Raw genomic sequence first — 23,811 nt, 5'->3', positions numbered from 1 at the left:
CGTGGGTCGATTGTATATGATTTCATGGCAGGTCTCCTGGCTTACGAATCGTCGCACTCTAGCCTCCTTCCCATTCCTCTCTATCGGAACAGTGGGTCTTGGCTAGGTACTCCTCGTTACAGTGGCGGGACCGCGCCGGTTTTTCACCGGTCTTCCCTATTAAGCTGAGGGGACGTTTGAGATACGCCCAGTCAGCACCATGAAATGCTTATGAAGTTGTTTATTTCGCGCAATTTAACCGATTACAGTCAATTTTTTCGGGAAGCTCGACAATACTTCTACCCCTGTCTCGGTTACGACCACATCATCCTCGATACGGACGCCGCCTACGCCTGGCAAATAAATTCCTGGCTCGATAGTGAAAACCATCCCTGGGCGAAGTACCTCCTCATTTTGCTCATGTACAGAAGGATACTCATGGACATCCATGCCTAGTCCATGTCCCAGACGGTGAATGAAGTACTCCCCATAGCCTTTTGCCGCGATGACATTGCGTGCGGTTTTGTCGATATGCGCAAAGGTTACGCCCGGACGAACTTCGGCAATCGCTGCTTCGTTTGCTGCCAATACTGTTTCGTAAATTTCGCGAAGCTGTTCGCTAATTTCACCAACTGCGAAAGTACGGGTAATATCAGAGACGTACCCGTCTGCTTCTACGCCGATATCAAACAGAAGCAGATCCCCTGCTTGAACCTCACGCGTTCCTGGATTTCCATGTGGCAAAGCAGATTTTTCCCCAGCCAAAACCATCGTGGAGAAGGAAGGACCCTCTGCTCCTACACGCTTCATTTGGTATTCCAGATCAGCTACGATTTCCATTTCGGTCATGCCGATCTTCACGGTTTTCAGTGTCTCTGTCAATGCCTTTTCAATCAGCACAACAGCGTGCTTCAGACGTGCCACTTCGTCAGAGGATTTGATCAAACGCATTTCGCGAAGCGGCTCTTCCACGTCTACAAAGCTAGTAGCAGAGACCACTTGCCCCATCGCTTCAAATCGCTCGACTGTCATATGACTTTTTTCGATTCCGAGCTTAGTCAAACCGCTTGGAAGTTTTTGTTTCAATACTTCGTACGGATTTTGCGTATCTGTATGTGTGTAGATGTTTTGGACGGATGAAGCCTCCGACGCTGCCTGACGATCAAGTGCAGGTACGATCAAGGATGGCTCGCCCTGAGCAGGAATGACCAAGCCCAAAAAGCGCTCATGTGGATCTGTAAAAAAGCCTGTCAAATAATATACATGCTTGGGAGAGGTGATGAGCACCGCGTCCAGCTCTTGCTTCGTCAAAAAATCATGCAGCTTTGAAATGCGCTCTTGGTATACCATTGTCACCTTACTTCACCCTGCTTTCGCCTAATATTCTATTGCGAGAATAACATTTCCTCATAAAAAAAAGAAGAGTTCTCTTAAAAATTTTGCCATGTAATGGATAACATATGAAAGAGGTGAATATGATCTGTGGAACAAGTTATGGTACAGCTAAAAAATGGTCAGCTTACATGTACTCTCTCAGGCAAAGGCACCCCTGTTTTATGTATTCATGCCCCCTGCATCGGCTCTATGAATTTTAGCTATCAGGATGCTCTCTCTGATGCTTACCAGCTCATCGTGCCAGACTTGCCCGGACATGGATCGAGCTCTTTATTTGGAGGGCGTTTTTCCATTGGCGAGCTTGCTGACTATTTGCATCAGCTCATTCAGGAGCTGAATATTACGCAACCTTACATTCTGGGCTATTCCCAGGGAGCATCTATCGCCTTGGAATACTGTCTCCGTTATCCTGAGAAAGTAAAAGGAGTCATTTTGGTCAGTGCGTTTTCTGAAGTAAAGGATCTCTATTTGCACGGTCGGTTTTTCATGGCACAAACGATGTCCTGGCTACACGGTATTCCACTTCTTGCCCGCTCTATTGCATCCTCTCATGTAACTGATCCTGCTATGCAGGCCAAATGGGTCGAGCATGCCAGTCGAACAGATGCCCGAAGTCTTGCCTCTCTTTATGCAGCTGGTCATCGCTATCGCTGTACGGATCGGTTGGACGAGCTACACATGCCCGCTTTACTCGTATACGGCAAAGAAGACAGACAGATGCAGCCGTACGCTCTGCTGTTAAAAAAGCAGCTGGCTCAGGCCGAGCTGCTGTACATCCCTCATGTTCAACATCAAGTCATTACTCGCGCCGCACCTGCCTTTAACCAGCTGTGTCGCGATTTCATGCAATAAACGCAAAAAAGACGGGAGAGCCGATGCTCTTCTGTCTTTTTACGTTCCTCTTTAGTTTTTCATTCGCGGGTCGAGCGCATCGCGCAAGCCATCTCCGATCAGGTTAAAACCGAGCACCGTCAACATAATCGAGAGACCTGGAAAAATAACGGTCCATGGTGCTTTTTGAATGTATTGACGTGAATCAGAGAGCATTTTTCCCCACTCCGGTTCGGGAGCTTGTGCACCTAAGCCCAAAAATCCAAGCGCAGCCGCCTCAATAATCGCTGTCGCAATCCCCATCGTACCGGTAACGATGATCGGAGCCAAGCTATTCGGCAAAATGTGCTGCATTAGGATGCGCGAATCTTTCATCCCGATCGCACGTGCTGCCATTACGAACTCTTCTTCTTTCAAACTGAGTACGCGCGATCGAACTAACCGCCCAAAAGTTGGGATGTTAATAATCGCAATGGCCAGCAGCGCATTTTGCAGGGAAGGGCCCAGGATGGCAACGATCGCAATAGCCAAGAGAATACTCGGGAACGCCAGCATAATGTCAAAAACTCGTGAAATGATCATGTCGATCCATCTGCCATAATAACCCGCCAAAAGCCCAAGGATCGTCCCTGCTACTACTGATCCAATGACCGAAAAGGTTCCCACCCACAGCGAAATTCTCGCCCCGTATACAACACGGCTCAGTACATCACGCCCATTGTAGTCGGTACCAAACCAATGCTCTTCTGAAGGTGGCTTGTTTTTCATCACCAGCTCGCCTTGATCGTACGGATAGGGAGCTATCATCGGTGCAAATAGAGCAATTGCGACGAAAAAGATGATGATCGCAAGTCCAACCATCGCTAATTTGTTTTTTCGCAGCGTTCTCCATGCTTCCCGCCAAGGAGAGATTACTTGTTCATCTTTTACTTGTAAAGGCAAGGTCTGTACTTGAGTTTCTGCCATGTCTCCTCCACCTCCTTAGCGGTATTTGATGCGCGGATCTACATAGGCATACAACAGGTCCACTAACAGATTGATCAAAACAAAGATGGTAGCGATTACGAGAATACCAGATTGAATCACGGGATAATCACGATTCCCGATCGCCGTAAAAATGTATCGTCCAACGCCAGGCCATCCGAAGATCGTTTCCGTCAACACGGCCCCGCCAAGCAGTAAGCCCGTCTGCAAGCCGATCACAGTCAGCACAGGAATCATGGCATTTTTCAAGGCATGCTTGTACACCACCCAAAACTGGGCCAAGCCTTTTGCACGTGCCGTACGTACATAGTCAGCACGCATCACTTCGAGCATGCTGGAACGGGTAATCCTCGCAATGATCGCCATCGGGATTGTACCAAGAGCAATTCCAGGTAAAATCAAGTGCTTGATTACTTCCCACAGCTGATCCCATTGCCCTGCGATTATCGTATCCAGTATATAAAACTGCGTAATTGCCTCTATGGGATTACGCGAATTGTCACGACCAACTGATGGCAGCCATTTGAGTTCTTGGGCAAAAAACCATTGCTCCATCAGACCCAGCCAGAAAATTGGCATGGATACACCGATCAAGGCGATCAACATCGCACAGTAGTCAAACCAGGAGTTTTGTTTCCAAGCGGACAATATCCCCGCATTCACTCCAATTATTACAGCGAATAACATACTGACAATCGTCAGTTCTGTGGTTGCCGCCAAATAAGGACCGATTTCCTGTGTAATACTTGCACCCGAGTGCAGTGACACTCCCAAATCGCCAGTGATAATTTGCTTCAGATAGTCAAAATATTGGATGTACCATGGATTGTTCAAGCCTAGTACTTCTCGTAAGTCTTCAATAGCCTTGGGACTTGCTTTTTCTCCCAAAATCGTCAGGGCCGGATCGCCTGGAATAGCACGGATGATGGAAAATACGACGATGGACATGCCCAGTAGAACGGGGATGAGCATAAGAACTCTTCGGATGCTGTAAGATAGCAATGCCATCTCCTCGCTTTCCTTGCAAAAAAATAAGTGCTGGGGTGAAAAAGAAAGGGTAAGAAGAGGGTGTTTCTCCTCTTACCCTATAAATGTGCTGGCCCTACTTCTCAGCTTTTACTTCAGATCAACTTTTTCCAAGCTCTCCGATCCTTTTGGATGCGGCTTGTAGTCGATGATGTTTGCTCTGGCAGCCAGAGCTGGTGTGGAGTGAGCCAGAGGTACCATTGGCACATCTTTGAAGATGATTTCCTGAACTTGATAGTACAGTTTTTCGCGCTCTTCTTTTGTGGTTGCAGATTGAGCAGCCATCAGCAGCTTGTGCGCATCTTCGTTTGCCCAGCGTGTACGGTTGTTACCGCCGATATTGTTTTTATCGAGCAAGGTTGCGAGGAAGTTGTCTGGGTCTCCGTTGTCACCAGTCCAGCCAAGCATGAACATTTCTTGCTCACCTTTTTTGGTTTTTTCAAGGTAAGTAGCCCATTCCATCGTAACGATTTCGGCTTCTACGCCGATTTTTTTCAAGTCTTGCTGGATCGCTTCGGCAATTTTCACACCGTCTGGCATGTATGGGCGAGCTACAGGCATAGCCCAGAACTTGATTTTGAAGCCATTAGGGAAGCCTGCATCACTCAGCAATTGTTTTGCCTTGTCGATGCTGAATTCACGATCTTTGATTTCGTTGTTGTGACCCCAAATAGAAGGCGGCATTGGGTTCACTGCTGGTTGACCCAGACCTGCGAAGAATGCTTCGATGATTGCCGGTTTGTTAATCGCGTAGGCAAGTGCCTCACGTACCTTTGGATTGTCGAGTGGCTTCTTCTCAACGTTGAAGCCGACAAAGCCGAGGTTCATGGAAGGACGCAAAATCAGTTGGAGCTCACTGTTGTCTTTTACGGTTTGAGCATCATCCGGGTTCAGACCGTCCATCATGTCGATTTCGCCGGAAGTAAGAGCTGTCAAACGAGCCGTGTTCTCAGGAATCACTTTGAATACGAGCTTATCCAGTTTCGGGAAGCCAGCATTCCAGTAATCGGGGTTCTTTTCCAATGTAATGGTGTCGTTACGCTTCCACTCTACGAACTTGAATGGGCCAGTTCCAACTGGCTTTTCATTGAATTTCTCTGGACCCGCTTCTTGTACTGCTTTTGGAGAAGCAATCGCGAAGCAAGACATGCCCAGGTTTTGGATAAATGGTGCCAGTGGACGGTTCAACGTAAATTTCACGGTTTGTGCGTCCACAGCTTCAACGGATTTGATTACATGAGTCTCGTCGCCCTTGTATCCGCCGAACATATCGTTGTAGTACTCAAAGCCTTCCTTGTTATGTTGTGGATGGCTCTTGTCGCTCCAACGCTCAAAGTTCCATTTTACTGCTTCCGCATTGAAATCCGTTCCATCGTGGAATTTGACTCCGCTACGCAAATGGAAGGTATACGTCAAACCGTCTGGAGCGATTTCCCATTTCTCAGCAAGGGATGGTACGACTTCAGTCGTTTCCTCGGCATAACCAACTAGTGTATCGAATACGTTTTCCGTTACCTTGAAGGATTCGCCATCCGTCTGTGCAATCGGGTCAAGTCCAACCGTATCGCCGCCGCGGCCAATGATCAGCTGCTTAGGACCAGCTTTTGCCGGTTCCGCAGCTGGCGTCGTTGCCGGCGCTTCTGTCTTTGGTTGTTCTGCCGGTGCCTGTGTTGTTGTTTGAGCTCCACCGCAACCAGCAAGCAGCATGGACAATGCCAACAGACTGGTCATAGCTCCGGAGAGTACTCTCTTCTTCATGAAATAACCCCCTCTTCTAAAATGACAGCAAGTACCATATGGTAGATAGAGTAGAATCTCTCGCGCATCCCCCCTTTAAAGCGCTTCTACACAAACGACGATGAACGCAAGCTATGACTTGTATAAATGACAGGCAACAAAATGTCCGTCTCCCACGTCTTGGAAAACAGGGCGAACATTTCGGCATTCGTCGGTCACATGCGGACAACGCGTATGAAAGGTACATCCACTTGGAGGATTGGCTGGACTCGGAACATCGCCTTGGAGGATGACCCTCTCTCTTGCAGCGTCCGGGTCTGGAGTGGGCACGGCTGACAGCAATGCCTGTGTATAAGGGTGGAGCGGATTGCTGTAGAGCTGGCCGCTTGTGCTAAGCTCAACGATTCGCCCTAAATACATCACACCGACACGATCGCTAATGTGACGCACTACACTCAAATCATGAGCGATGAACAGGTAGGTAAGACCCAAATCGCGCTGCAGATCCTGCATCAGGTTCAGCACCTGTGACTGGATCGAGACATCTAGGGCTGAGACTGGTTCGTCAGCCACAATCAGCTTTGGATTTAACATGAGGGCACGTGCAATTCCGATACGCTGCCTCTGGCCTCCGCTGAATTGGTGAGGATAGCGCCTGGCATGATAGCTGCTTAGCCCAACGACCTCTAGCATTTCCTGCACCCTTTTTTTGCGCTCCGCGGCTGTTCCGATATTATGTACGATAAGTGGCTCTTCCAGAATTTTCTCAACATTGTGACGAGGGTTAAGAGAGGCGAACGGATCTTGGAAAACGATCTGCATGTCTCGACGCATTTTGCGCATATCATCCGCCGAGAGAGACATGACATTGACACCGTCAAAGGTAATCTCCCCTTCTGTCGGTTCGATCAATCTCAGCAAGGAGCGTCCTGTCGTTGATTTTCCGCAACCGCTTTCGCCAACCAGCCCCAATGTTTCTCCCCGCCGTACGGTAAACGACACATCGTCAACCGCCTTTACCAAACCTACTTCTCCCCCAAGAACACCGCCTGTGATGGGATAGTATTTTTTTAAGTTTTTGACAACAAGAAGTTCTTCAGTCACCTGCATGCTCCTCTCGGGTTATTCGCCCAGCCAGCATCGGGATCGATGATTTTCCCCGACGACCTTCAGCTCAGGCATCTCTTGGCGGCATTTGTCTGTCACCTGTTCACACCTGGGCGCAAATCGGCAACCAACGGTAAGCGAGCCCGGAATAGGCACATTTCCCGGAATGGAATACAGGCGTTCCTGTGATTCTTCCAGTCTCGGAAGCGAGTGAAGCAGACCGATTGTGTACGGATGTTTCGGACTTTTCAAAATACTCCGAACGTCACCTTCTTCAATCACATTACCTGCATACATAACCACAACACGGTGGCACATTTCCGCAACGACACCAAGATCATGCGTAATCAATAATATGGCGGTATCCGCTTCCCGATTGAGCTGTCGCATCAAGTCAAGAATTTGCGCCTGAATCGTCACATCCAGTGCAGTTGTAGGCTCGTCCGCAATCAACAGCTCAGGATTACAGGCCATCGCCATGGCGATCATGACACGCTGACGCATCCCTCCAGAGAGCTGATGAGGATATTCATCCACGATTGCCTCTGCTCTTGGAATCCCAACCTTTCTCAGCATTTCAATGGCTCGCTGCTTCGCTTCCTTTTTGCCAGCCTTCGTATGTAATCGGACGGATTCACCGATTTGATCGCCGATCGTAAAAACGGGATTGAGCGAAGTCATCGGCTCCTGAAAAATCATCGCGATTTCGTTACCGCGTATGGCTCGCATCCGCTTTTCATCTACGGAAACGAGGTCTTCCCCTTTGAACTTGATTGCCCCTCCGACAATTTTCCCAGGAGGGTTTGGCACCAATTTCATTACTGAGAGGGAGGTAACACTTTTTCCACAGCCGGACTCCCCTACAATACCAACTACTTCCCCTTTGTTTACCGTAATCGATACACCGTCAACGGCTGGAATTTGGCCGCGGTCCGTAAAAAAATGTGTCTGCAGGTTTTCAATTTGAAGGACAGGATGTGACACGTGGCTCACCTCTCACACCGAAATATGAAGTAAAAAAAGATCTATCAGTAGACATTATTACATTTATTCAATTTTTTGGCAACACAATAAATTCAAAAAATTATATTTTTGCCGACAATATTCTCGCTTGTTTCCATTAACGCTTTGCATAGGAAAAATGCCTTTCATAGCGTAATGGGGTCAAGCCATGCCTACGCCGTTCAATATTATCCAATTTTTGGAGAGGGAATGGCTCACACACAAAAAACCCGTCGGAACGGGTCTTTTGTCACTGAGGCTTTTTACATCCCATCTTTTTGCGCGTAAACAATCTCTACGGTTCAAAAAATCCGCCTATCCAATCGACAAACGTTTTCGCGCCGTCCTTGATACTGCCGCCAAGAGTCAAGCCCATCCGACTGACGTAGTTTACCATTTTGTTAGGGTCAGCCGTTTGCACCTGCTTGCCCATGACGGCAATCTCCATTTGTCCCTGCTCTACTTTTTTAATATAAAAGGTCTGCGCCGCCTCTTCTGGTATCCCGCTTACTTTGGATATGCCACGCTCAGCCGTTTGCAAGCCGATAACTACGCCGATAAGTAGAACCACCAGAAGTCCTGTCAGCCTTACTGTCACACTCATACCCGTCACCTCTTCGCCGGCTCTTCCGCTACCGGTTTTCCCACTTTTTCCGCTTGCAGATAATACGCGGCGAAGACATCTGCCAATGCTTCTGCCGTGTTCAGGCTTTCCTGCAACGTGTTTTCCGTTCCACCTATTTCCATTAACAGGCTTCCCGGAGATATGGACTGGTTATACTCGGCATGACCAGTTTTTGCTCCTTTTTCCATCACGCCACGCGAGAGATCCGGGTACATTTTCTCCATCAGCTTGTGCAGCTCGGTCGCAAACGCTTCATTTTTCTCATGATTCTTGTTCATTTTTCCGATGACAAACATCACTCTGGCGTAGCTTTTGCCCTTGATTGTAGCAGTGGTCCGATCTCTTGGTGCTGTATCGCGATGGAGATCAAAGAAATAGTGCAGCTCCCTGTTCTTTTCCGTTGCTGCTTTTAGCACCTTGAGAGATTGGGCGTAAGAAAGAGCGAAGTTCTGATTATTGTTCAAGAGCTGCTGATAAATGTCTTCTGTACTCACGTCAGCTCCAATGCCATTCTCATTCAATGCTTCTGCCAAACGCTTGCTAACTAGCGAAATGTTTTTCGTCGGGTGGTCAACAGAGCTTCCGACAGGCTTTGTCTCGCTGTACCAGGACTCTCTATTGTGAGAGTTATACACAAACACGATCTTCTTGTCACCAGTGCTTGGCTTCGCGATTGGTGCTGGCTTTTCTTCCGTCTGATCAGGAGTGTCTTGATCTGTCGGCTGCGAGACCGGAATAGACTGGGAAGCATCGATGACCTGCTTCGGATGCGGAGGGTACTCCACGTAAAAATCTGCAAGCGTGGCCCCTTTACCCGCTACAACATATCTTGCATCCTCCGTTGTCATCATCCCTGGCAGCTCTCTTCCTAAAAGACTCCGCAAATCACCAGGCTGAATGCTTGTTGCTAGTTGAAATAGAAAGCCTGACACGCTATTTGTCCGTCGATCCGAATTGACCTGTACGGTATCGGTCAATATGGGTATCTCTCTTCCCATCCAGTTGAGTATAGCCAGGCTTGAAACGTGCGCCGCTGCCTGTTGAATGGTAGAGGAGGCGATAATAAAGCGACTGCCCCCAAGTGAAAGTACCCCAGTTAATACAAATAGAATCGCTGTTATAAATGAAAGGACAACGAATTGGCGTTGAATTAGGGTCGCCATCTGTCTCACTCCTCTAGCTGAGCCATTGACCTTGCGTAGCGGGCTATTAGCCGTTCACGCTTGTCTATGCTTTAGCCTATGAGCGTCATAGAGACGATAGAACCCTTTTCTAGCTTTTCTCTTCCAACTCTAGCGGATTGATTTTTCCCTATTTAGTGTGTATACGATGCACTGTTTCCTTCGTCCACAGCCCTGTGCAGGGAGCGGTTTAGGCCTGTTGCAATCACATTGGCGACCCCTTCCATGAAGTCATCTACTTCTTTTGGCGTAACCACCAGATCTTGTCCAAGCGGCCTTAGCACCTCGTGAATCAATTGCCGCTTCTCTTCTTCTGGCAACGATCCTACTAAACCCATGAATGTCTTGCGTGACTCCATATCCGGCAGATCGTCTTCCGTGTAAGGCTCCTTGCGCTCAGGTAATGAACTGAGTGACAGCTTGTTGTAAGCTCGTTTACTCTCCACCATCGATTGACCAAAATGACCGAGCAAGTAGGTGATGGCGTCATTTACAATCGTTGAGGCAAAAACGACGGTTGGGACACCGATCGCAATCACCGGTATGCCAAGGGTCGACTGGTCTATTGCTTTGCGTTTGTTGCCCACTCCTGATCCAGGGTGGATTCCCGTATCCGATATTTGAATCGTTGTATTTACGCGGTGCAAGGCACGCGAGGCAAGCGCATCAATACAGATCACGAAATCGGGCTTGCTTTTTTCTACGACGCCGAAGACGATTTCACTCGTTTCTATGCCTGTAATCCCGAGTACCCCCGGCGATAGCGCACTGACATCTCGATAGCCTTCTCCCACCGTCTCTGGTGCGAGCATGTAGAGGTGCCTGGTGACCAGCAAATTTTCTACAACCATCGGTCCCAGAGCATCAGGCGTTACATTCCAGTTGCCCAGTCCTACCACCAAAGCCTTTTTATCCTCGGTGATCCCCAGCTGCTGCAAGAAATTCGCGAATTCAACCGAGAAGCGCTGAGCTACCTTTTCCTCAATGGCTGTATCATTGTCACGCAGCTTGGGTACCTCAATCGTCAGGTAGCGCCCTGGCATTTTGCCGATTTGTTTTGCTGCTTCTTCATTTTGTACATGAAGCCGCGTCACTTTTATATCTGCTTCCGTATCGTCTGCTTGCAGCCATACACCAGGAATATTGCTTTCATTTTGCTGCTGTGCGAGCTCATGTGCTTCCACCGCCAAATCGGTCCGAATCGAATATCCCGACAAATCAATGTTGTGTTCCATCTTGTATAGACTCACTCCTCCATTTTGTTCCTGCTACTAGCTTGCTTGAATCCCCCATTTTTATTCCGAATCCTTTCTTGCAAATGGGTTCTGTGCATGCTAGAATTACTTTGTTGTATGACTGTATGTCTATGGTCGTCTAAGGAGGTGACACACATGCCAAACATTAAATCCGCGATTAAACGCACCAAAACAATCGAAAAGCGCCGCGCACAACGTGCTTCTCAAAAGTCTGATCTGCGCACTTCCGTAAGAAGCTTTGAGAAAGCTGTTGCCGCTTCCGATGTAGCATTGGCTAAATCTACTCTTCTGGTGGCTGTGAAAAAGCTGGACAAGGCCGCTTCGAAAGGTCTCATTCATAAAAACGCAGCAAACCGTCAAAAGTCTCGTTTGATGAAAAAGCTTAACGTTCTGAGCGCTCCTGTAGCGTAAGAGACCAAGCGCAAAAAACCCCGTGAACATCATGTTCTTGGGGTTTTTTCCTTCTTGCATGAAAAAATGGTTTCTCCTCAGGCTTGTTGCCGCTCTGCATACGCCTGTGTAATGAACAGTTCCAAAGCTAGGCGCTTATCCACCTGCCCGGACTTCATCCGGAAATCATCCTCTGCCAGAATGCCAAGCAGTTTTTTCAATGAATTCTCCGAAAAATGTCTGGCTTGCTCCATCGCCTTTTTCACGGCATACGGATGCATTTTGATCATCCCAGCCATCTGCTGCTGCGAATAGCCACGAGGCGCCAACTGCTTGACATGGAGCAGCATGCGAAATTGTCTGGCCAAAAGCGCCAAGAGCTTGATCGGCTCCTCTCCTGTCTTCATGCAGTCGTACATCATCCTAAGTGCTCTATCCAATCGCCCGGAAGCTACCTGTTCAATCAGGGCGAATACGTCTTGCTCCAGTGTACGCGCACCAAGCATTTCTATAACCTCTTCTGTAATCGTCGCGCCCTCGCCAACGTATAAAGCCATTTTCTCAATTTCCTTATCCAGAAGACGCAGCTCGCCCCCCACACGCTCAACCAGCTTCATGGCTTGCTGACGGTCGATGGCTGCCTTATATTTGTCCGCCTGACGCTCAACCCAGCCATACAAATCCCCGTCCTTTAACAAGGGGAACGGTATCACCTTTGCTTTTTGCTGCAATGTCTTAACCAGCTTTTTACGCTCGTCCAGCTTGTCTGCCTCTGTATGTAAAATCAGCGTCGAATAGTCCGGGGGGTTTTGCAAATAGCTAAGTAAGGCATCAGGATCACTCTCTACCTTTGCTGGCGGCTTGCTGCCTGTTAAAAAGTAGGCTTGTCTGGCAATAATCAACCGGTGCTCCCCTAGAAACGGCAATGTCTCCGCATCCTGCAAAATATCTGCCAGTCCCGTTTCTGTACAGTCGTACACACTCAAGTTGAGATCACTAAACTCGGGAGCAATCATTTCCCTTTTAGCCAGAGCCATGAACTCTTCTGCGCGAAAGCTCTCTGGACCGTAGAGCACATAGATCGGCGAGTATTGATTTTGGCGAATTTCCCTGATGGCCGACAGTAGTGGCATGAGTAACTCTCTCCCTTTCCCTAACCTTACCTGCGTTATTATAGCACATGTTTCCCAGGTCGTTTGAAAAGAAAAAAACCGCTAGCCTCATCAGCAGCGGTTTCTCTATACATGGCACCTCTATGTAAACGTTCAGGGAAAAGCCCCGGGATTTCCTCCTCCCCAAACGGTAAGCAGGGGGTGCTTGATACTGTACAATACGCAAGAAGCCCCCGCTTGGTGCCAGTCTTTTCGAAAAAGCCGCGTTTGTCATGCAGATCGCGGTTTAATCGTTATCATCATCGTCATCGTCGTCATCATCTTTTTTGTCTTTTTTATCTTTATTCTTGTTGCTTTTACTCTTGTCCCCGTCGTTTTCCTTGTCGTCTTTAGCAGATGTCTTGTCTTCACGGTCCGGGTTATCTTTCAGCCCGATAGGAAATGCTGGTGGTTTTTCCTCTTGGCGCACAGGCGTTGGAGGTGCTTTAGGTTTGTTGTCGGTCGGTTTCACAATCGGTTTTGTGTCTTGTTTTTGCGTAACCTGATTTGCAGGTGGCTTCGAACTCTGCTTCTTCGCAGGCTGCTTGGCAGGCTTCTTCTCTTCCTCCGCATTAATGGATTGAGATGTATTAGTGCTTGGAGTTGGAGCAGGAGGCCCAATAAACGCAGTATTTTCCTCGATTGGCGGAGGGGCAATCATCGCGCCTTGATTTGAATCAGTGATTTCGTGATTCTTACCGTCACTACCTGTTAACAGCATCCCAATCATTAAGCAGGCTGCTGCTGCTGTGCTTCCGATACTGGCAAGCCAAACTTTTGTCCGCTTCCACTTTTTCGATGTAACCGGTGAAGACGACTTGTGCTTTACTTCCAGTGTGGGCAAGATTTCCTCATTTTGAATCAACTTGGCTGCTGGCATTGCTGCCGCTGATTCCAGTCTTGGCAGTATGGAATCTACAATACTGAATGAGGGTACGACAGGGGGTAGCTGTTCTAGCTGCTCTGAAACATTTTTCAAACGGTTGTACTTCAGCTGCAGATCAGAATCTTTTTGAAGGAGACTGTAAAGCATTTGCTTTTCTCCCGAAGACAGATCTCCATCCAGATCCCGTTGCATCCATTCCCAAATCTCATCATTGGTCATCAACCGATCCCCCCTTTCTGGTAGTCGTACAGTAGTTCCTGAAGCTGCTGTCTCGCCCGAAACAAATACGACTTTACCGTGTTAAGCGGCAAATCCAAAGCTTCCGCGATTTCCTGGTAGGATAAATCCTCCAGATAGCGGAGTACTACTACCATTCGATACTGTTTTGGCAGTCTTCCAATGGCTTCCTGAATGTCATTGGACAATCCAGTGAGAAGAATTTCATCCTCTACGTTGTTACGATCAGGAATAATCAACTCATGCTCGTCTATTGAGACCGTTTCCTTCTTCGCGCGAAATTTATCCATACAGACGTTACTCACAATTCGTTGGACCCACGTGGAAAATTTCGCCTTTTCCTGATAGGTGTCCAGTTTGCGATAGATACGAATGAGCACTTCCTGTGCTGCATCAAGCGCATCTTGTTCGTTCCCTAGAATATAATAAGCGCTGCGGTAAACGGAGGTCTCAATGGATCGAAGCAGTTCGACCAGCGCGTCGTGATCGCCTGACTGCGCCATCCTGATCAGCTCTGCTTCCTGCATATTCTCCTCTCCCCCCTACAGACGGTTCGCTCAATGAAAAGGTTGCAACCTCAATTTATGTATCTGTTAATTGCGTCTTCCAGCTCATGCCTGAAGTAGTAATGATTAGCGTAATTGCTCCTTGCTGATCAGTTCTGTACACTGTAGAACCCGCATTTTTCAATCTTGCTAAAACCTCTGGTGCCGGATGCCCATAGCGATTGTTTGCACCTGCCGAAATAATTGCGGCTTTTGGACGAGTAGCCGAAAGCAAGGCTTCCGTACTTGATGTCTTGCTGCCATGATGAGCTACCTTCAATACATCCACAGGGGGCAACCCGTTTTTCACCAGCCTCATTTCCCCATTACGTTCCACATCTCCGGTAAATAATACTGTTGTCTGGTAAGCTGTCAACTGTAACACAACTGATGCATCGTTACCAGCAAAAGCCCCAGTTTGTCCTGGATGAAGCCACTTCCACTCAATTCCCGGTGCATCTGACCACTTCTGCCCAGGTCTGCCTGTTACGATCGGAACATTTTTTTCACGAAAAAGCTGCAATACCTTCTCTTCGTGTGCTTGCGGCGAGCTTCCATTTACAATCACCTCGCCGATAGAAAAGCGCGGTACCAAGGCTGCAATGCCCCCAATGTGATCCATATCCCCATGGGTCATGACAACTCTGTCAATTTTCTCGATCCCTCGGGCCATCAAAAAGGGAAGGACGATATCCTCTCCCACTTCAAATGGGTCACGTTTTTCGCGCCATGGTTCACTCGCAGAGAACGAAATCGTTCCACCTGCATCAATTAAGTATACCTTCTGATTAGCAATTTCGACAACGATGGAATCTCCCTGACCAACATCCAGAAACGTGATTCGTACTTCATCTATGCCTGCAAAAGGTTGTCTCGCTGTTACTAATAGCGCAAAAAATACAGCGATGTAAAGGATTATGTCTTTTCGGCGATGAAGCCCCCTCTTCCACAAAATGGGTATCACAATCAAAAATATGGTGTACAAAAATAGCCACCACCAAGTTGGGTGGGGCCAATTGGTATAGGGAATTTCCAATTTTTGCAGATTGAATAGCTGTTGATGAACCCACTCTAAGAAAATACTCGACAGCTTTACTGGCCAAACGGCTAAAATCGGATGAGCCATGCCCAAAACAATCGCAATATAGCCAAGTGGAAGTACAATAATGGAAAGGAGCGGGGTCACCACAAGATTTACAAGCCAGGATAAGGGGGAAAACTGATGAAAGTGATAGATAAGAAACGGGAATGAAACTACCTGCGCAGTGAAAGTAACCGCTACTAGCGTACGGAGCCAGACCGGAATCCTGTCCCAAACCTGTATACTGTATGGCACGTAAATGATGAGACCGAGCGTCACCGCAAATGACAGTTGGAATCCGACATGCCATAGCTGATACGGATTACACAGCAGCATGACAATCAGTGCTCCTGCCCAAACTTCCTTTCCATCCAACCTTTTTCCTAGGACTTGGCACGCCAATCCCACTCCACCCATCAGTCCGGAGCGAACAGCGGAAGCGCTGGCTCCAACTAAAAGCACATAGGCGACAAGCATGATAATCGTGGTCACGAGCGCCGTTTTGCGCCTGACTCCCACTCGTTCCAGTGTCCACATAAACATGCTGCTGACGAGAGTTACGTGTAGCCCTGATATTGCCAAGACGTGGCTTAATCCCAGAAGTGAGTACATCTCGGAAAGCTCTGGCGTCACTTCCTGGCCAAGACCAAGCAGCAACGATTTCATATATCCTGCTATTTCAGGATCGGGAAAAAGCCGATCGATCCGATTTGCCCCATCATCTTGCCAGTCTTGAAAACGGGAGAAAACGGATTTTTGCTCTACATGTTCAATCGCGGAAAATTCAGCTTCTCCTGTCACCTGGACGCCTTGCCAGTAGAGATACCGCGCATAATCAAAAGCGTGAGGATTACGGGCAGCACTGGGTAGTGACAACTGGATTTTCGCCGTCAGATTACTCCCTCTTCTCCATTTTTCTATCAATCTGGCCTCATCGATGGTTGAAAGCTTCACGCGCAGCATTATTCGTTCGGAATGGTGAAGTCGCTCACCAGCACCATACGCAGCATAGCTCTCCTCCACATCTGCAAAAAATCGAGCCACATCCCCATCTCTCTTCACCGGTGAAGCTATTGTTGCTTGTATCCAAACAGCTTTATTGTCTACGGCAAGCCGACTCAGCTCAGAGCGATGGAGAAACTCGTACCCATCAAAATACAGACCTGCTAGAATGAGAATAAGCGTATAGAATGCGCACTGTTTTCGCAAAGGATTAGGGAAAAATCCAGCAAGAGCTGCGCTCAAGCCAGCTGTTGCCAGCAGCCAGGCAGGATGCAAATAAGCAGAAAGCAAGAAACCTGCCATCACCAAAACACTTGCGCCAAGTACTGTCACGTATTTTTACCCTCCGTCTCTTTGTCGAGCTTTTTTCATCAATAAGAGGGAGTATATCTCTTAAAATGCGGACAAAAATAGAAGAGAGACAATGACCCTTTTCCTTGGTGGGACAACGTTTTTGGTTGGATGGATAGGCATTTTTGTAGAGATTGCGCTGACTTGCGATACGTGATAGAGTTAGCAGGAGCAATCCAGTGAGAGGAAGAGTCATTTCATATGTGTGGAATCGTATCACTCTACAACAAACGGCAAGTACCCGTCGGGCAAGAAGCAATTAGTGCGATGACAGGTGTTATCCTGCACCGTGGTCCAGATGACGATGGTTTTCATCTCGAAGACAACATCGCCCTGGGCTTTCGCCGTTTAAGCATTATTGATGTGGAAGGCGGACACCAGCCGCTGTTCAATGAAACACGAGACATCTGGATTATTGGTAACGGAGAAATCTACAATTACAAAGAACTCCAACAATGGTTAAAAGATATCGGTCATGTTTTCCAAACCGATTCTGATATTGAAACCATTCTTCACCTTTATGAGGAAGTAGGCACTGAAGCACCGAAGCATTTGCGCGGTATGTTTGGATTTACAATCTACGATTCTCGCAAAAAGCGTATGTTCGGTGCCCGTGATCACTTTGGAATCAAACCCCTCTACTACGTAGAAACAGGGGATTCCATTGGGGTAGCCAGTGAAATCAAAAGTCTGTTGGAACTCCCAGGTTTGACACGTGAAGTCAATGAAAACGCCTTTTATCACTATTTGACCTTCCAATATGTACCTGACCCTGAGACCATGTATCGCGGAATTTATCGCATCCCTCCAGCACATTCCTTCATCATCGAGCATGACGAGATTAAGCTGGAACGATATTGGGATGTTGAGTTTAAACCGGACGAAAGCAAGCCGTTTTCCCATTTTGTAGAAGGAACACGCAATGTTTTGCTGGAGTCTATCGACAAGCATCGGATCAGTGAAGTATCCCGCGGGGCATTTCTCTCCAGCGGTGTTGATTCGAGCAGTATCGTCGCTATGCTGCGAACGTTTGAGCCTGTCAAGACCTTTTCTGTAGGTTCGGATATCCCAGGTTACAGCGAGCTTGATTACGCCAAACGGACTGCTGAGTTTTTAGGCACAGAGCACTTTGAGCGTGTCATTAGTGCCAAGCAGTACATGGATGAATTGCCGCGCCTGATCTGGCATCAGGATGAACCGGTTGCTGACCCATCTGCTATCTTGCTTTATTTCGTCGCCCAAATGGCGAGTGAGCACGTAACCGTGGTGCTTTCAGGCGAAGGTGCTGATGAATTCTTCGGCGGCTATAACATTTATCGAGAGCCTAGCTCGTTGAAAATGTTCTCCGGGATGCCGGCTTGGATGAGAAGCTCCATCGGCAATATAGCTCAGCTTCTTCCTGATCAGGTAAAAGGGAAAAACTTCCTGATTCGCGGATCAAAAACAGTCGAAGAACGCTTTTTCGGAAACGCACTGATTTTCAGTGAAGAGATGAAAAAACGCGTTGTAATGGAAGATATCGCACATTCTAGTTCATACGTCTCCCCTTTTACCATCACAGAGGAGATCTACAAACGCGCTTCGCAATATGATGATGTGACGAAAATGCAGTATCTGGACATTCATACTTGGCTTCGTGGAAATATCCTGATGAAAGCCGACAAAATGACAATGGCGAATTCATTGGAGCTGCGTGTGCCTTTCATCGATACGAAAGTTTTCGAGTTTGCCGCTACCATTCCAACGAAGTATAAAATCGCGAATGGCACCACCAAGCACGTACTCCGTGAAGCGATGAAAGATTTCTTGCCTCCGGAAATCAAGACGCGGAAAAAACTGGGCTTCCCGGTTCCGACACGCCATTGGCTGAAGAACGAGTTTTACAAATGGGCCAAAGAGATCATTTTTGAATCCAAAGTCGATCATCTGATCAATAAGGCTTATGTCCTTTATATGCTAGATGAACATCGCGAAGGAAATGCTGACTACAGCCGCAAAATCTGGACGGTTCTGGTCTTCATGCTGTGGCATCAAATCTTCATCGAGCAGCGCTATAACTTTGATCCGTATGTCAGTCCAAATGTAGACGTACGTCGCAAGAAAAATTCCTTGCAGCATATTGGCTAGGTCTTTCATCCTTCTCGAAGACTAGCAAAAATAGATTTGCAACCCCTCCCTTACTTTTCGTAGCATCGTGCTTAGAGAACGAATTTATACTCTCTATTACGATACGCGCGCAAGGCAAGGGAGGTTTTTTGTTATGCTGTTTGATTTGTGGGAACGTTATCGCAGGTACATATTACTTGCGGGTGCCATTTTCTTTCTTGGCAGCAGCGTCTGGCTCTATCAGACGGATCAAGGGAACGAAAAGGCTAGACTGCCATTGGAAGCTCCCGCTTACGCGAAAACCCATCTGCCTGCTGGAAGCGATGCACAGAGCGAGGAGTCACCGAAGCCTACTGAGTCCTCGGAACCAAAAAGCACCGAGCCTCCCCCTGCTCCCCTGTACGTAGACGTGAAGGGTGTCGTCAAGCAGCCTGGCATGTACCGCTTTGAAACAGGAATGAGAGTAGCAGACGCTATAGCAAAAGCTGGCGGCACTCTACCCGAGGCAGATCTCGACCAAATCAATTTGGCGCAGCCGCTGTCGGATGGCAGTGCCGTAATCATACCTGCCAAAGGCTCTTCGACAGCTCTTATTTCGGGACAACAGACAGTCGCCCTTCCACCTTATGGAGTAAGCTCAGGGTCTATGCATAGCCAGAGCAGTGGACAGGAACCTAGCATCAACGTGAACACGGCTACTGCAGAGGAGCTGACGACTCTTCCTGGCATTGGACAAGCGCGGGCAAAAGCCATCCTATCGTACCGTACTGAAAAAGGCGGATTCCGATCAGTCGAAGAGCTAAAAAATATCGAAGGCATCGGCGATAAAATGTTCGAACGCATAAAAGACCGCGTCCGCATTCAATAGATGACGAAATTGTTGGTCATGTTCCCTTCCTCCCCCTCATAGAATGGGGTAAGAATATTGGAGGGAGGTATGCCCATGGATAAAATTGGGTTTATTGGCACGGGCAGTATGGGCAGCATTTTGATCGAGTCATTGCTGTCTGCAAAAGCCCTGTCCCCCGGACACATTATTGTCAGCAACCGTACTCCCGCCAAAGCGGAGCAGCTTGCTCATCGGCATCCCGGACTTGTCGTTGCCAAAAACAACCTGGAGCTGGCCAAAGCCGCCAAAATCTTGCTGCTATGCGTCAAGCCAATGGAATATAGCGTGATGCTCGAGCAGATTTCCCCTGCGCTGACACCCGAGCACCTGTTGATTACGATCACCAGCCCTATTAAGCTAGAGCAATTGGAAGCATGGGTTCCCAGCGCTGTAGCGCGTGTTGTGCCCAGTATAACCAATGCCGCCCAAGGTGGCGTTTGCCTCTGCGAATTCGGTGTACGTATCCAAGATGAGCAGCGTCAGTTTATTCGCGCTTTATTCTCGCATATCAGCACCCCTATCGAGGTGACTGAGCCATTTCTCCGGGTAACCTCTGATATTGCCAGCTGCGGCCCTGCTTTTCTGAGCTACATCCTCCAGCAAATGATTCACGATGCCGTACAGGAAACAGGCATTTCTGAAGAAGCCGCTACTTACTTGACTACACAAATGGTTATTGGCATGGCTGAACTGCTACGAAAAGAAGCGTTTACCCTCCCTACTCTGCAAAAGCGTGTTTGCGTGCCGGGTGGTGTGACTGGAGAAGGGTTGATTCCTTTGCAAAATGGCATCCCCGGACTTTTCGCTGAAGTATTTAGACGTACGCAGGCCAAGTTCGCTGAGGATCAGGAAATGCTTGAGAGGTATTGGAGTAATCAGCCTAGCTAGCCTCGTTTGGGCTTTAGCTTCTGGGGTGAAGAGGAAAACGGAGAAAAAGCTCCGGCCTCTTGGAACACTTGCTGGGCGTATGAACTGTACGGCTACATTCCAAAAGCGGAACCGCGTCCAAAAGTGGCTGGCTCACGGAGTATTTCAGAGTTGGACGCTTAAAGACGTGTTCCGCTTTTTCCATTTCGCCTGGGTTGTGTTCCAAAGAGCCTCGCTTTTTCTCCGTTTTCCTCTCTCCAGCTCCTGGCCCTGCACTCGGAACTTTTAAAAGAAGGAAAGAATGAGGACAAGAAAAACTCTTGTTCAAGGTTGATATTGCGAATTCAAGATGCAGACCAATTTTGCAACCTTTTTGATCGCATAAAAAAAGTGGAGACCCGTCAGAACAGGCTCCACTTTTCCTACCTCGTTTTATTCACTTAACGAATGACGATGTTCACCAGCTTGCCTGGAACAGCGATCATTTTGACGATTGTTTTGCCTTCGATCAGTTCTTTGATGACTTCGTTTGCCAAAGCCAGCTCTTCCATTTGCTCTTTGGTTGCGTCAGATGCGATGAGCAGCTTTTCTTTGTTTTTGCCATTTACCTGGAGGACGATTTCTACCTCGTCATCAACCAGCTTGGACTCGTCATATGTCGGCCACGCTTCATACGCGATGGTTTCGGTATGACCAAGCTTCTCCCACAGCTCTTCAGCGATATGCGGCGTGATTGGGGAGAGCATTTTCACGAAGTCTTCCATGTATTTCTTCGGCAGTACGTCAGCTTTATATGCTTCGTTGATGAAGACCATCAGTTGGGAAATACCGGTATTGAAGCGCAGACCCTCGTAGTCTTCTGTTACTTTTTTCACCGTTTGGTGGTACACGCGTTCCATGCTGGTAGCCTTGGAGGTGTCCACGATTTTGTCATTCAGCTCTCCGCTTTCGTTAACAAACAAGCGGTATACACGATCTATGAAGCGGCGTGATCCATCCAGACCTTTTGTGGACCAAGCGATGGAAGCGTCCAAAGGTCCCATGAACATTTCGTACATACGAAGCGTATCTGCACCGTGGCTGTTTACGATATCGTCAGGGTTTACGACATTTCCTTTGGATTTACTCATCTTCTCGTTGTTCTCACCCAGAATCATTCCTTGGTTAAACAGCTTTTGGAATGGTTCTTTGGTTGGAACTACACCGATATCGTACAGGAATTTGTGCCAGAAACGGGAGTAGAGCAAGTGAAGAACCGCATGCTCGGCTCCGCCGATGTAAATGTCGATCGGCAGCCATTCTTTCAGCTTTTCTGGATCAGCCATTGCTTTATCATTGTGTGGATCGATAAAGCGCAGGAAGTACCAGCAGCTACCCGCCCATTGTGGCATGGTGTTCGTTTCACGGCGTGCTTTGAGGCCTGTTTCGGAATCTACCGTGTTAATCCAGTCTGTGATGTTGGCAAGTGGTGACTCCCCTGTACCGGACGGCTTGATTTCTTTTGTTTTTGGCAAAATGATCGGCAGCTCGGATTCTGGAACGACCTTCATCGTGCCATCCTCCAGATGCAGGATCGGAATCGGCTCACCCCAGTAGCGCTGACGACTAAACAACCAGTCACGCAGACGATACGTTACCTTGCGATTTCCTTTGCCTTCTGCTTCTAGCCATTCGATCATTTTGCTGATCGCTTGTTCTTTGTTCAGGCCATCGAGAATACCGGAGTTGATGTGCTCGCCATCACCTGCATACGCTTCCATGGAGATATCTCCACCTGCGATTACCTGCTTGATTGGCAAATCAAACGTTTTGGCAAACTCATAGTCGCGTTCGTCATGCGCTGGAACCGCCATGATCGAGCCTGTTCCGTAGCTGATGAGTACGTAATCGGCGATCCAGATTGGCAGACGCTCGCCATTTACCGGGTTGATGGCATAGGCACCAGTGAATACCCCGGTTTTTTCTTTTGCCAAATCCGTGCGCTCAAGATCACTTTTGCGTTTTGCTTGCTCCAGGTATGCATCGACTGCTTCTCTTTGCTCGGGTACAGTGATTACGTCAACCAGTTTGTGCTCTGGCGCCAGCACAGCATATGTCGCTCCATACAAGGTATCAGGACGTGTTGTGAAGACGGTAAAGGATTGGTCATGTCCGTCGATCGCAAAAGTCACTTCTGCCCCTTCCGAACGTCCGATCCAGTTACGCTGCATCTCTTTGATGCTCTCTGGCCAATCGAGCTCTTCCAGGTCAGACAGAAGTCTTTCCGCATAAGCCGTAATTTTCAGTACCCATTGACGCATTGGGCGACGTTCAACCGGGTGTCCACCACGCTCACTTTTCCCATCAATGACTTCTTCGTTAGCCAATACAGTTCCCAAAGCAGGGCACCAGTTAACGGCTACTTCGTCAACATAAGCCAAGCCATGCTCATACAGCTTGGTGAAAATCCATTGCGTCCATTTATAGTAGCTCGGATCAGTCGTATTGATCTCTCTGTCCCAGTCATAAGAAAAGCCCAGAGACTTAATTTGGCGGCGGAAGTTGTTGATGTTCTGCTCGGTAAATTCAGCGGGATCATTCCCTGTATCCAGTGCGTACTGCTCAGCAGGCAGACCGAAAGCATCCCAGCCCATCGGGTGCAGAACATTGTAGCCTTGCATGCGCTTCATGCGGGACAAAATATCAGTAGCCGTGTATCCCTCTGGGTGACCTACGTGAAGTCCTGCACCGGATGGATACGGGAACATATCGAGTGCGTAAAATTTCTTCTTGCCTTCGTCCTCAGACGTTTTGAAGGTTTTGTTTTGCTCCCAGTATTGCTGCCACTTCTTTTCGATATTGCGATGACTAAAAACCATGGTAAAGCACTCCCATCATCAATAGGTAAAAAAATAAAAAAACCCCACGTCCCTTGTCGTTCAACGAAAAAGGGACGAGAGGTTGTGTTTATCCCGCGGTACCACCCAGATTGGCGAATGTTAGACATTCACCCACTTGTTCATCCGTATCATGGATGAGTCGCTCTCCCTTACACAGCCAAAAGGCTTTCAGGGGGAGTGCTGGGAGGTGAGTTCAGAATGCTCCGGGTTGACTTGCACCAGCCGTCAACTCTCTAAATTCACGAAGTCGTTTCTTACTATTCCTCTTCTACGCGTCGAAATTTGCAGTTATAACACGATTATA

At 48.1% G+C, this 23,811-nt stretch carries 19 protein-coding genes, 1 riboswitch and 1 other annotated feature; of the genes, 5 read left to right on the top strand and 14 right to left on the bottom strand.

Annotation, left to right across the window (positions count from 1 at the left end; genetic code table 11):
* Positions 1-9: 9 nt before the first annotated feature.
* Positions 10-217, bottom strand: a riboswitch (cobalamin riboswitch).
* Positions 218-234: 17 nt separating this feature from the next.
* Complete coding sequence (locus tag C3B52_RS24865) at positions 235-1,329, bottom strand: M24 family metallopeptidase (protein ID WP_103109080.1); 1,095 nt, start codon at positions 1,327-1,329, stop codon at positions 235-237.
* Between the two features lie 132 nt (positions 1,330-1,461).
* Here C3B52_RS24865 and C3B52_RS24860 point away from each other — a divergent pair, with 132 nt between their 5' ends.
* Positions 1,462-2,226 carry an alpha/beta fold hydrolase gene (locus C3B52_RS24860; protein WP_103109079.1) on the top strand — a complete coding sequence of 255 codons (765 nt, stop codon included), beginning with the start codon at positions 1,462-1,464 and terminating at the stop codon, positions 2,224-2,226.
* A 51-nt stretch (positions 2,227-2,277) separates the two neighbouring features.
* On the opposite strand, the gene C3B52_RS24855 is transcribed toward C3B52_RS24860, so the two are convergent.
* The 8 genes from C3B52_RS24855 to gpr all read right to left on the bottom strand — a co-directional run bounded on the left by C3B52_RS24855 (position 2,278) and on the right by gpr (position 11,102).
* A complete protein-coding gene (locus tag C3B52_RS24855) occupies positions 2,278-3,171 on the bottom strand; it encodes an ABC transporter permease (protein WP_103109078.1) in 894 nt (297 codons plus the stop codon).
* A gap of 15 nt (positions 3,172-3,186) precedes the next feature.
* Positions 3,187-4,197 carry an ABC transporter permease gene (locus C3B52_RS24850; RefSeq protein WP_103109077.1) on the bottom strand — a complete coding sequence of 337 codons (1,011 nt, stop codon included), beginning with the start codon at positions 4,195-4,197 and terminating at the stop codon, positions 3,187-3,189.
* 108 nt (positions 4,198-4,305) lie between these two features.
* The gene (locus tag C3B52_RS24845; RefSeq protein WP_103109076.1) at positions 4,306-5,973 is read right to left on the bottom strand and encodes an ABC transporter substrate-binding protein; all 1,668 of its coding nucleotides are present in this window, start codon (positions 5,971-5,973) and stop codon (positions 4,306-4,308) included.
* Positions 5,974-6,084: 111 nt separating this feature from the next.
* Positions 6,085-7,056, bottom strand: coding sequence for an ABC transporter ATP-binding protein (locus tag C3B52_RS24840; protein WP_103109075.1), 972 nt, complete (start codon positions 7,054-7,056; stop codon positions 6,085-6,087).
* A gap of 18 nt (positions 7,057-7,074) precedes the next feature.
* Positions 7,075-8,043 (bottom strand): ABC transporter ATP-binding protein, encoded by a 969-nt coding sequence (locus C3B52_RS24835; RefSeq protein ID WP_103109074.1) that lies wholly within the window; start codon positions 8,041-8,043, stop codon positions 7,075-7,077.
* Positions 8,044-8,356: 313 nt separating this feature from the next.
* Positions 8,357-8,665, bottom strand: a complete 309-nt coding sequence (locus tag C3B52_RS24830) for a DUF3679 domain-containing protein (RefSeq protein WP_103109073.1) — start codon at positions 8,663-8,665, stop codon at positions 8,357-8,359.
* 5 nt (positions 8,666-8,670) lie between these two features.
* Entirely contained in the window at positions 8,671-9,849 is a 1,179-nt protein-coding gene (gene spoIIP, locus C3B52_RS24825) for a stage II sporulation protein P (protein ID WP_103109072.1), read from the bottom strand.
* Between the two features lie 152 nt (positions 9,850-10,001).
* Positions 10,002-11,102, bottom strand: a complete 1,101-nt coding sequence (gene gpr / locus C3B52_RS24820) for a GPR endopeptidase (protein ID WP_103109071.1) — start codon at positions 11,100-11,102, stop codon at positions 10,002-10,004.
* Between the two features lie 156 nt (positions 11,103-11,258).
* Between gpr and rpsT the strand changes: the two genes are divergently transcribed.
* Positions 11,259-11,534: a 30S ribosomal protein S20 gene (gene rpsT / locus C3B52_RS24815; RefSeq protein WP_049738049.1), complete on the top strand. Its 276-nt coding sequence runs from the start codon at positions 11,259-11,261 to the stop codon at positions 11,532-11,534.
* A 77-nt stretch (positions 11,535-11,611) separates the two neighbouring features.
* Here the strand turns inward: rpsT and holA are convergent, their stop codons facing one another.
* From holA to C3B52_RS24795, 4 genes are all read right to left on the bottom strand, one after another.
* Positions 11,612-12,646: a DNA polymerase III subunit delta gene (gene holA, locus C3B52_RS24810; RefSeq protein ID WP_103109070.1), complete on the bottom strand. Its 1,035-nt coding sequence runs from the start codon at positions 12,644-12,646 to the stop codon at positions 11,612-11,614.
* A 265-nt stretch (positions 12,647-12,911) separates the two neighbouring features.
* Complete coding sequence (locus C3B52_RS24805) at positions 12,912-13,769, bottom strand: hypothetical protein (RefSeq protein ID WP_103109069.1); 858 nt, start codon at positions 13,767-13,769, stop codon at positions 12,912-12,914.
* Entirely contained in the window at positions 13,769-14,314 is a 546-nt protein-coding gene (locus C3B52_RS24800; RefSeq protein ID WP_103109068.1) for an RNA polymerase sigma factor, read from the bottom strand. The genes C3B52_RS24805 and C3B52_RS24800 overlap by 1 nt, the downstream gene beginning before the upstream one ends.
* Before the next feature lie 55 nt (positions 14,315-14,369).
* On the bottom strand, positions 14,370-16,748 hold the full coding sequence (locus C3B52_RS24795) for a DNA internalization-related competence protein ComEC/Rec2 (RefSeq protein WP_235615853.1): 2,379 nt from the start codon (positions 16,746-16,748) through the stop codon (positions 14,370-14,372).
* Positions 16,749-16,967: 219 nt separating this feature from the next.
* On the opposite strand from C3B52_RS24795, the gene asnB reads away from it, so the two are divergent.
* From asnB to comER, 3 genes are all read left to right on the top strand, one after another.
* Positions 16,968-18,893, top strand: a complete 1,926-nt coding sequence (gene asnB / locus C3B52_RS24790; protein ID WP_103109067.1) for an asparagine synthase (glutamine-hydrolyzing) — start codon at positions 16,968-16,970, stop codon at positions 18,891-18,893.
* Between the two features lie 133 nt (positions 18,894-19,026).
* Positions 19,027-19,740 carry a helix-hairpin-helix domain-containing protein gene (locus tag C3B52_RS24785; protein ID WP_103109066.1) on the top strand — a complete coding sequence of 238 codons (714 nt, stop codon included), beginning with the start codon at positions 19,027-19,029 and terminating at the stop codon, positions 19,738-19,740.
* Between the two features lie 75 nt (positions 19,741-19,815).
* A complete protein-coding gene (gene comER, locus C3B52_RS24780) occupies positions 19,816-20,649 on the top strand; it encodes a late competence protein ComER (protein WP_103109065.1) in 834 nt (277 codons plus the stop codon).
* 419 nt (positions 20,650-21,068) lie between these two features.
* Here comER and leuS read toward each other — a convergent pair whose 3' ends face one another.
* The gene (leuS, locus tag C3B52_RS24775; protein WP_103109064.1) at positions 21,069-23,486 is read right to left on the bottom strand and encodes a leucine--tRNA ligase; all 2,418 of its coding nucleotides are present in this window, start codon (positions 23,484-23,486) and stop codon (positions 21,069-21,071) included.
* A gap of 67 nt (positions 23,487-23,553) precedes the next feature.
* Positions 23,554-23,787 (bottom strand) — a binding site (T-box leader).
* Positions 23,788-23,811: the final 24 nt, after the last annotated feature.

Origin of the sequence: Brevibacillus reuszeri (assembly GCF_002897295.1) — a bacterium.
Lineage (GTDB): Bacteria > Bacillota > Bacilli > Brevibacillales > Brevibacillaceae > Brevibacillus > Brevibacillus reuszeri_A.
The sequence above is the reverse complement of the archived record's forward strand: the minus strand, read 5'-3'. Positions and strand labels throughout refer to the sequence as shown.

Coding starts and splice junctions, on each gene's coding strand:
- C3B52_RS24865 (WP_103109080.1), bottom strand. CDS start 1,329: ATGGTATACCAAGAGCGCATTTCAAAGCTGCATGATTTTTTGACGAAG.
- C3B52_RS24855 (WP_103109078.1), bottom strand. CDS start 3,171: ATGGCAGAAACTCAAGTACAGACCTTGCCTTTACAAGTAAAAGATGAA.
- C3B52_RS24850 (WP_103109077.1), bottom strand. CDS start 4,197: ATGGCATTGCTATCTTACAGCATCCGAAGAGTTCTTATGCTCATCCCC.
- C3B52_RS24845 (WP_103109076.1), bottom strand. CDS start 5,973: ATGAAGAAGAGAGTACTCTCCGGAGCTATGACCAGTCTGTTGGCATTG.
- C3B52_RS24830 (WP_103109073.1), bottom strand. CDS start 8,665: ATGAGTGTGACAGTAAGGCTGACAGGACTTCTGGTGGTTCTACTTATC.
- spoIIP (WP_103109072.1), bottom strand. CDS start 9,849: ATGGCGACCCTAATTCAACGCCAATTCGTTGTCCTTTCATTTATAACA.
- gpr (WP_103109071.1), bottom strand. CDS start 11,102: ATGGAACACAACATTGATTTGTCGGGATATTCGATTCGGACCGATTTG.
- rpsT (WP_049738049.1), top strand. CDS start 11,259: ATGCCAAACATTAAATCCGCGATTAAACGCACCAAAACAATCGAAAAG.
- holA (WP_103109070.1), bottom strand. CDS start 12,646: ATGCCACTACTGTCGGCCATCAGGGAAATTCGCCAAAATCAATACTCG.
- C3B52_RS24805 (WP_103109069.1), bottom strand. CDS start 13,769: ATGACCAATGATGAGATTTGGGAATGGATGCAACGGGATCTGGATGGA.
- C3B52_RS24800 (WP_103109068.1), bottom strand. CDS start 14,314: ATGCAGGAAGCAGAGCTGATCAGGATGGCGCAGTCAGGCGATCACGAC.
- asnB (WP_103109067.1), top strand. CDS start 16,968: ATGTGTGGAATCGTATCACTCTACAACAAACGGCAAGTACCCGTCGGG.
- C3B52_RS24785 (WP_103109066.1), top strand. CDS start 19,027: ATGCTGTTTGATTTGTGGGAACGTTATCGCAGGTACATATTACTTGCG.
- comER (WP_103109065.1), top strand. CDS start 19,816: ATGGATAAAATTGGGTTTATTGGCACGGGCAGTATGGGCAGCATTTTG.
- leuS (WP_103109064.1), bottom strand. CDS start 23,486: ATGGTTTTTAGTCATCGCAATATCGAAAAGAAGTGGCAGCAATACTGG.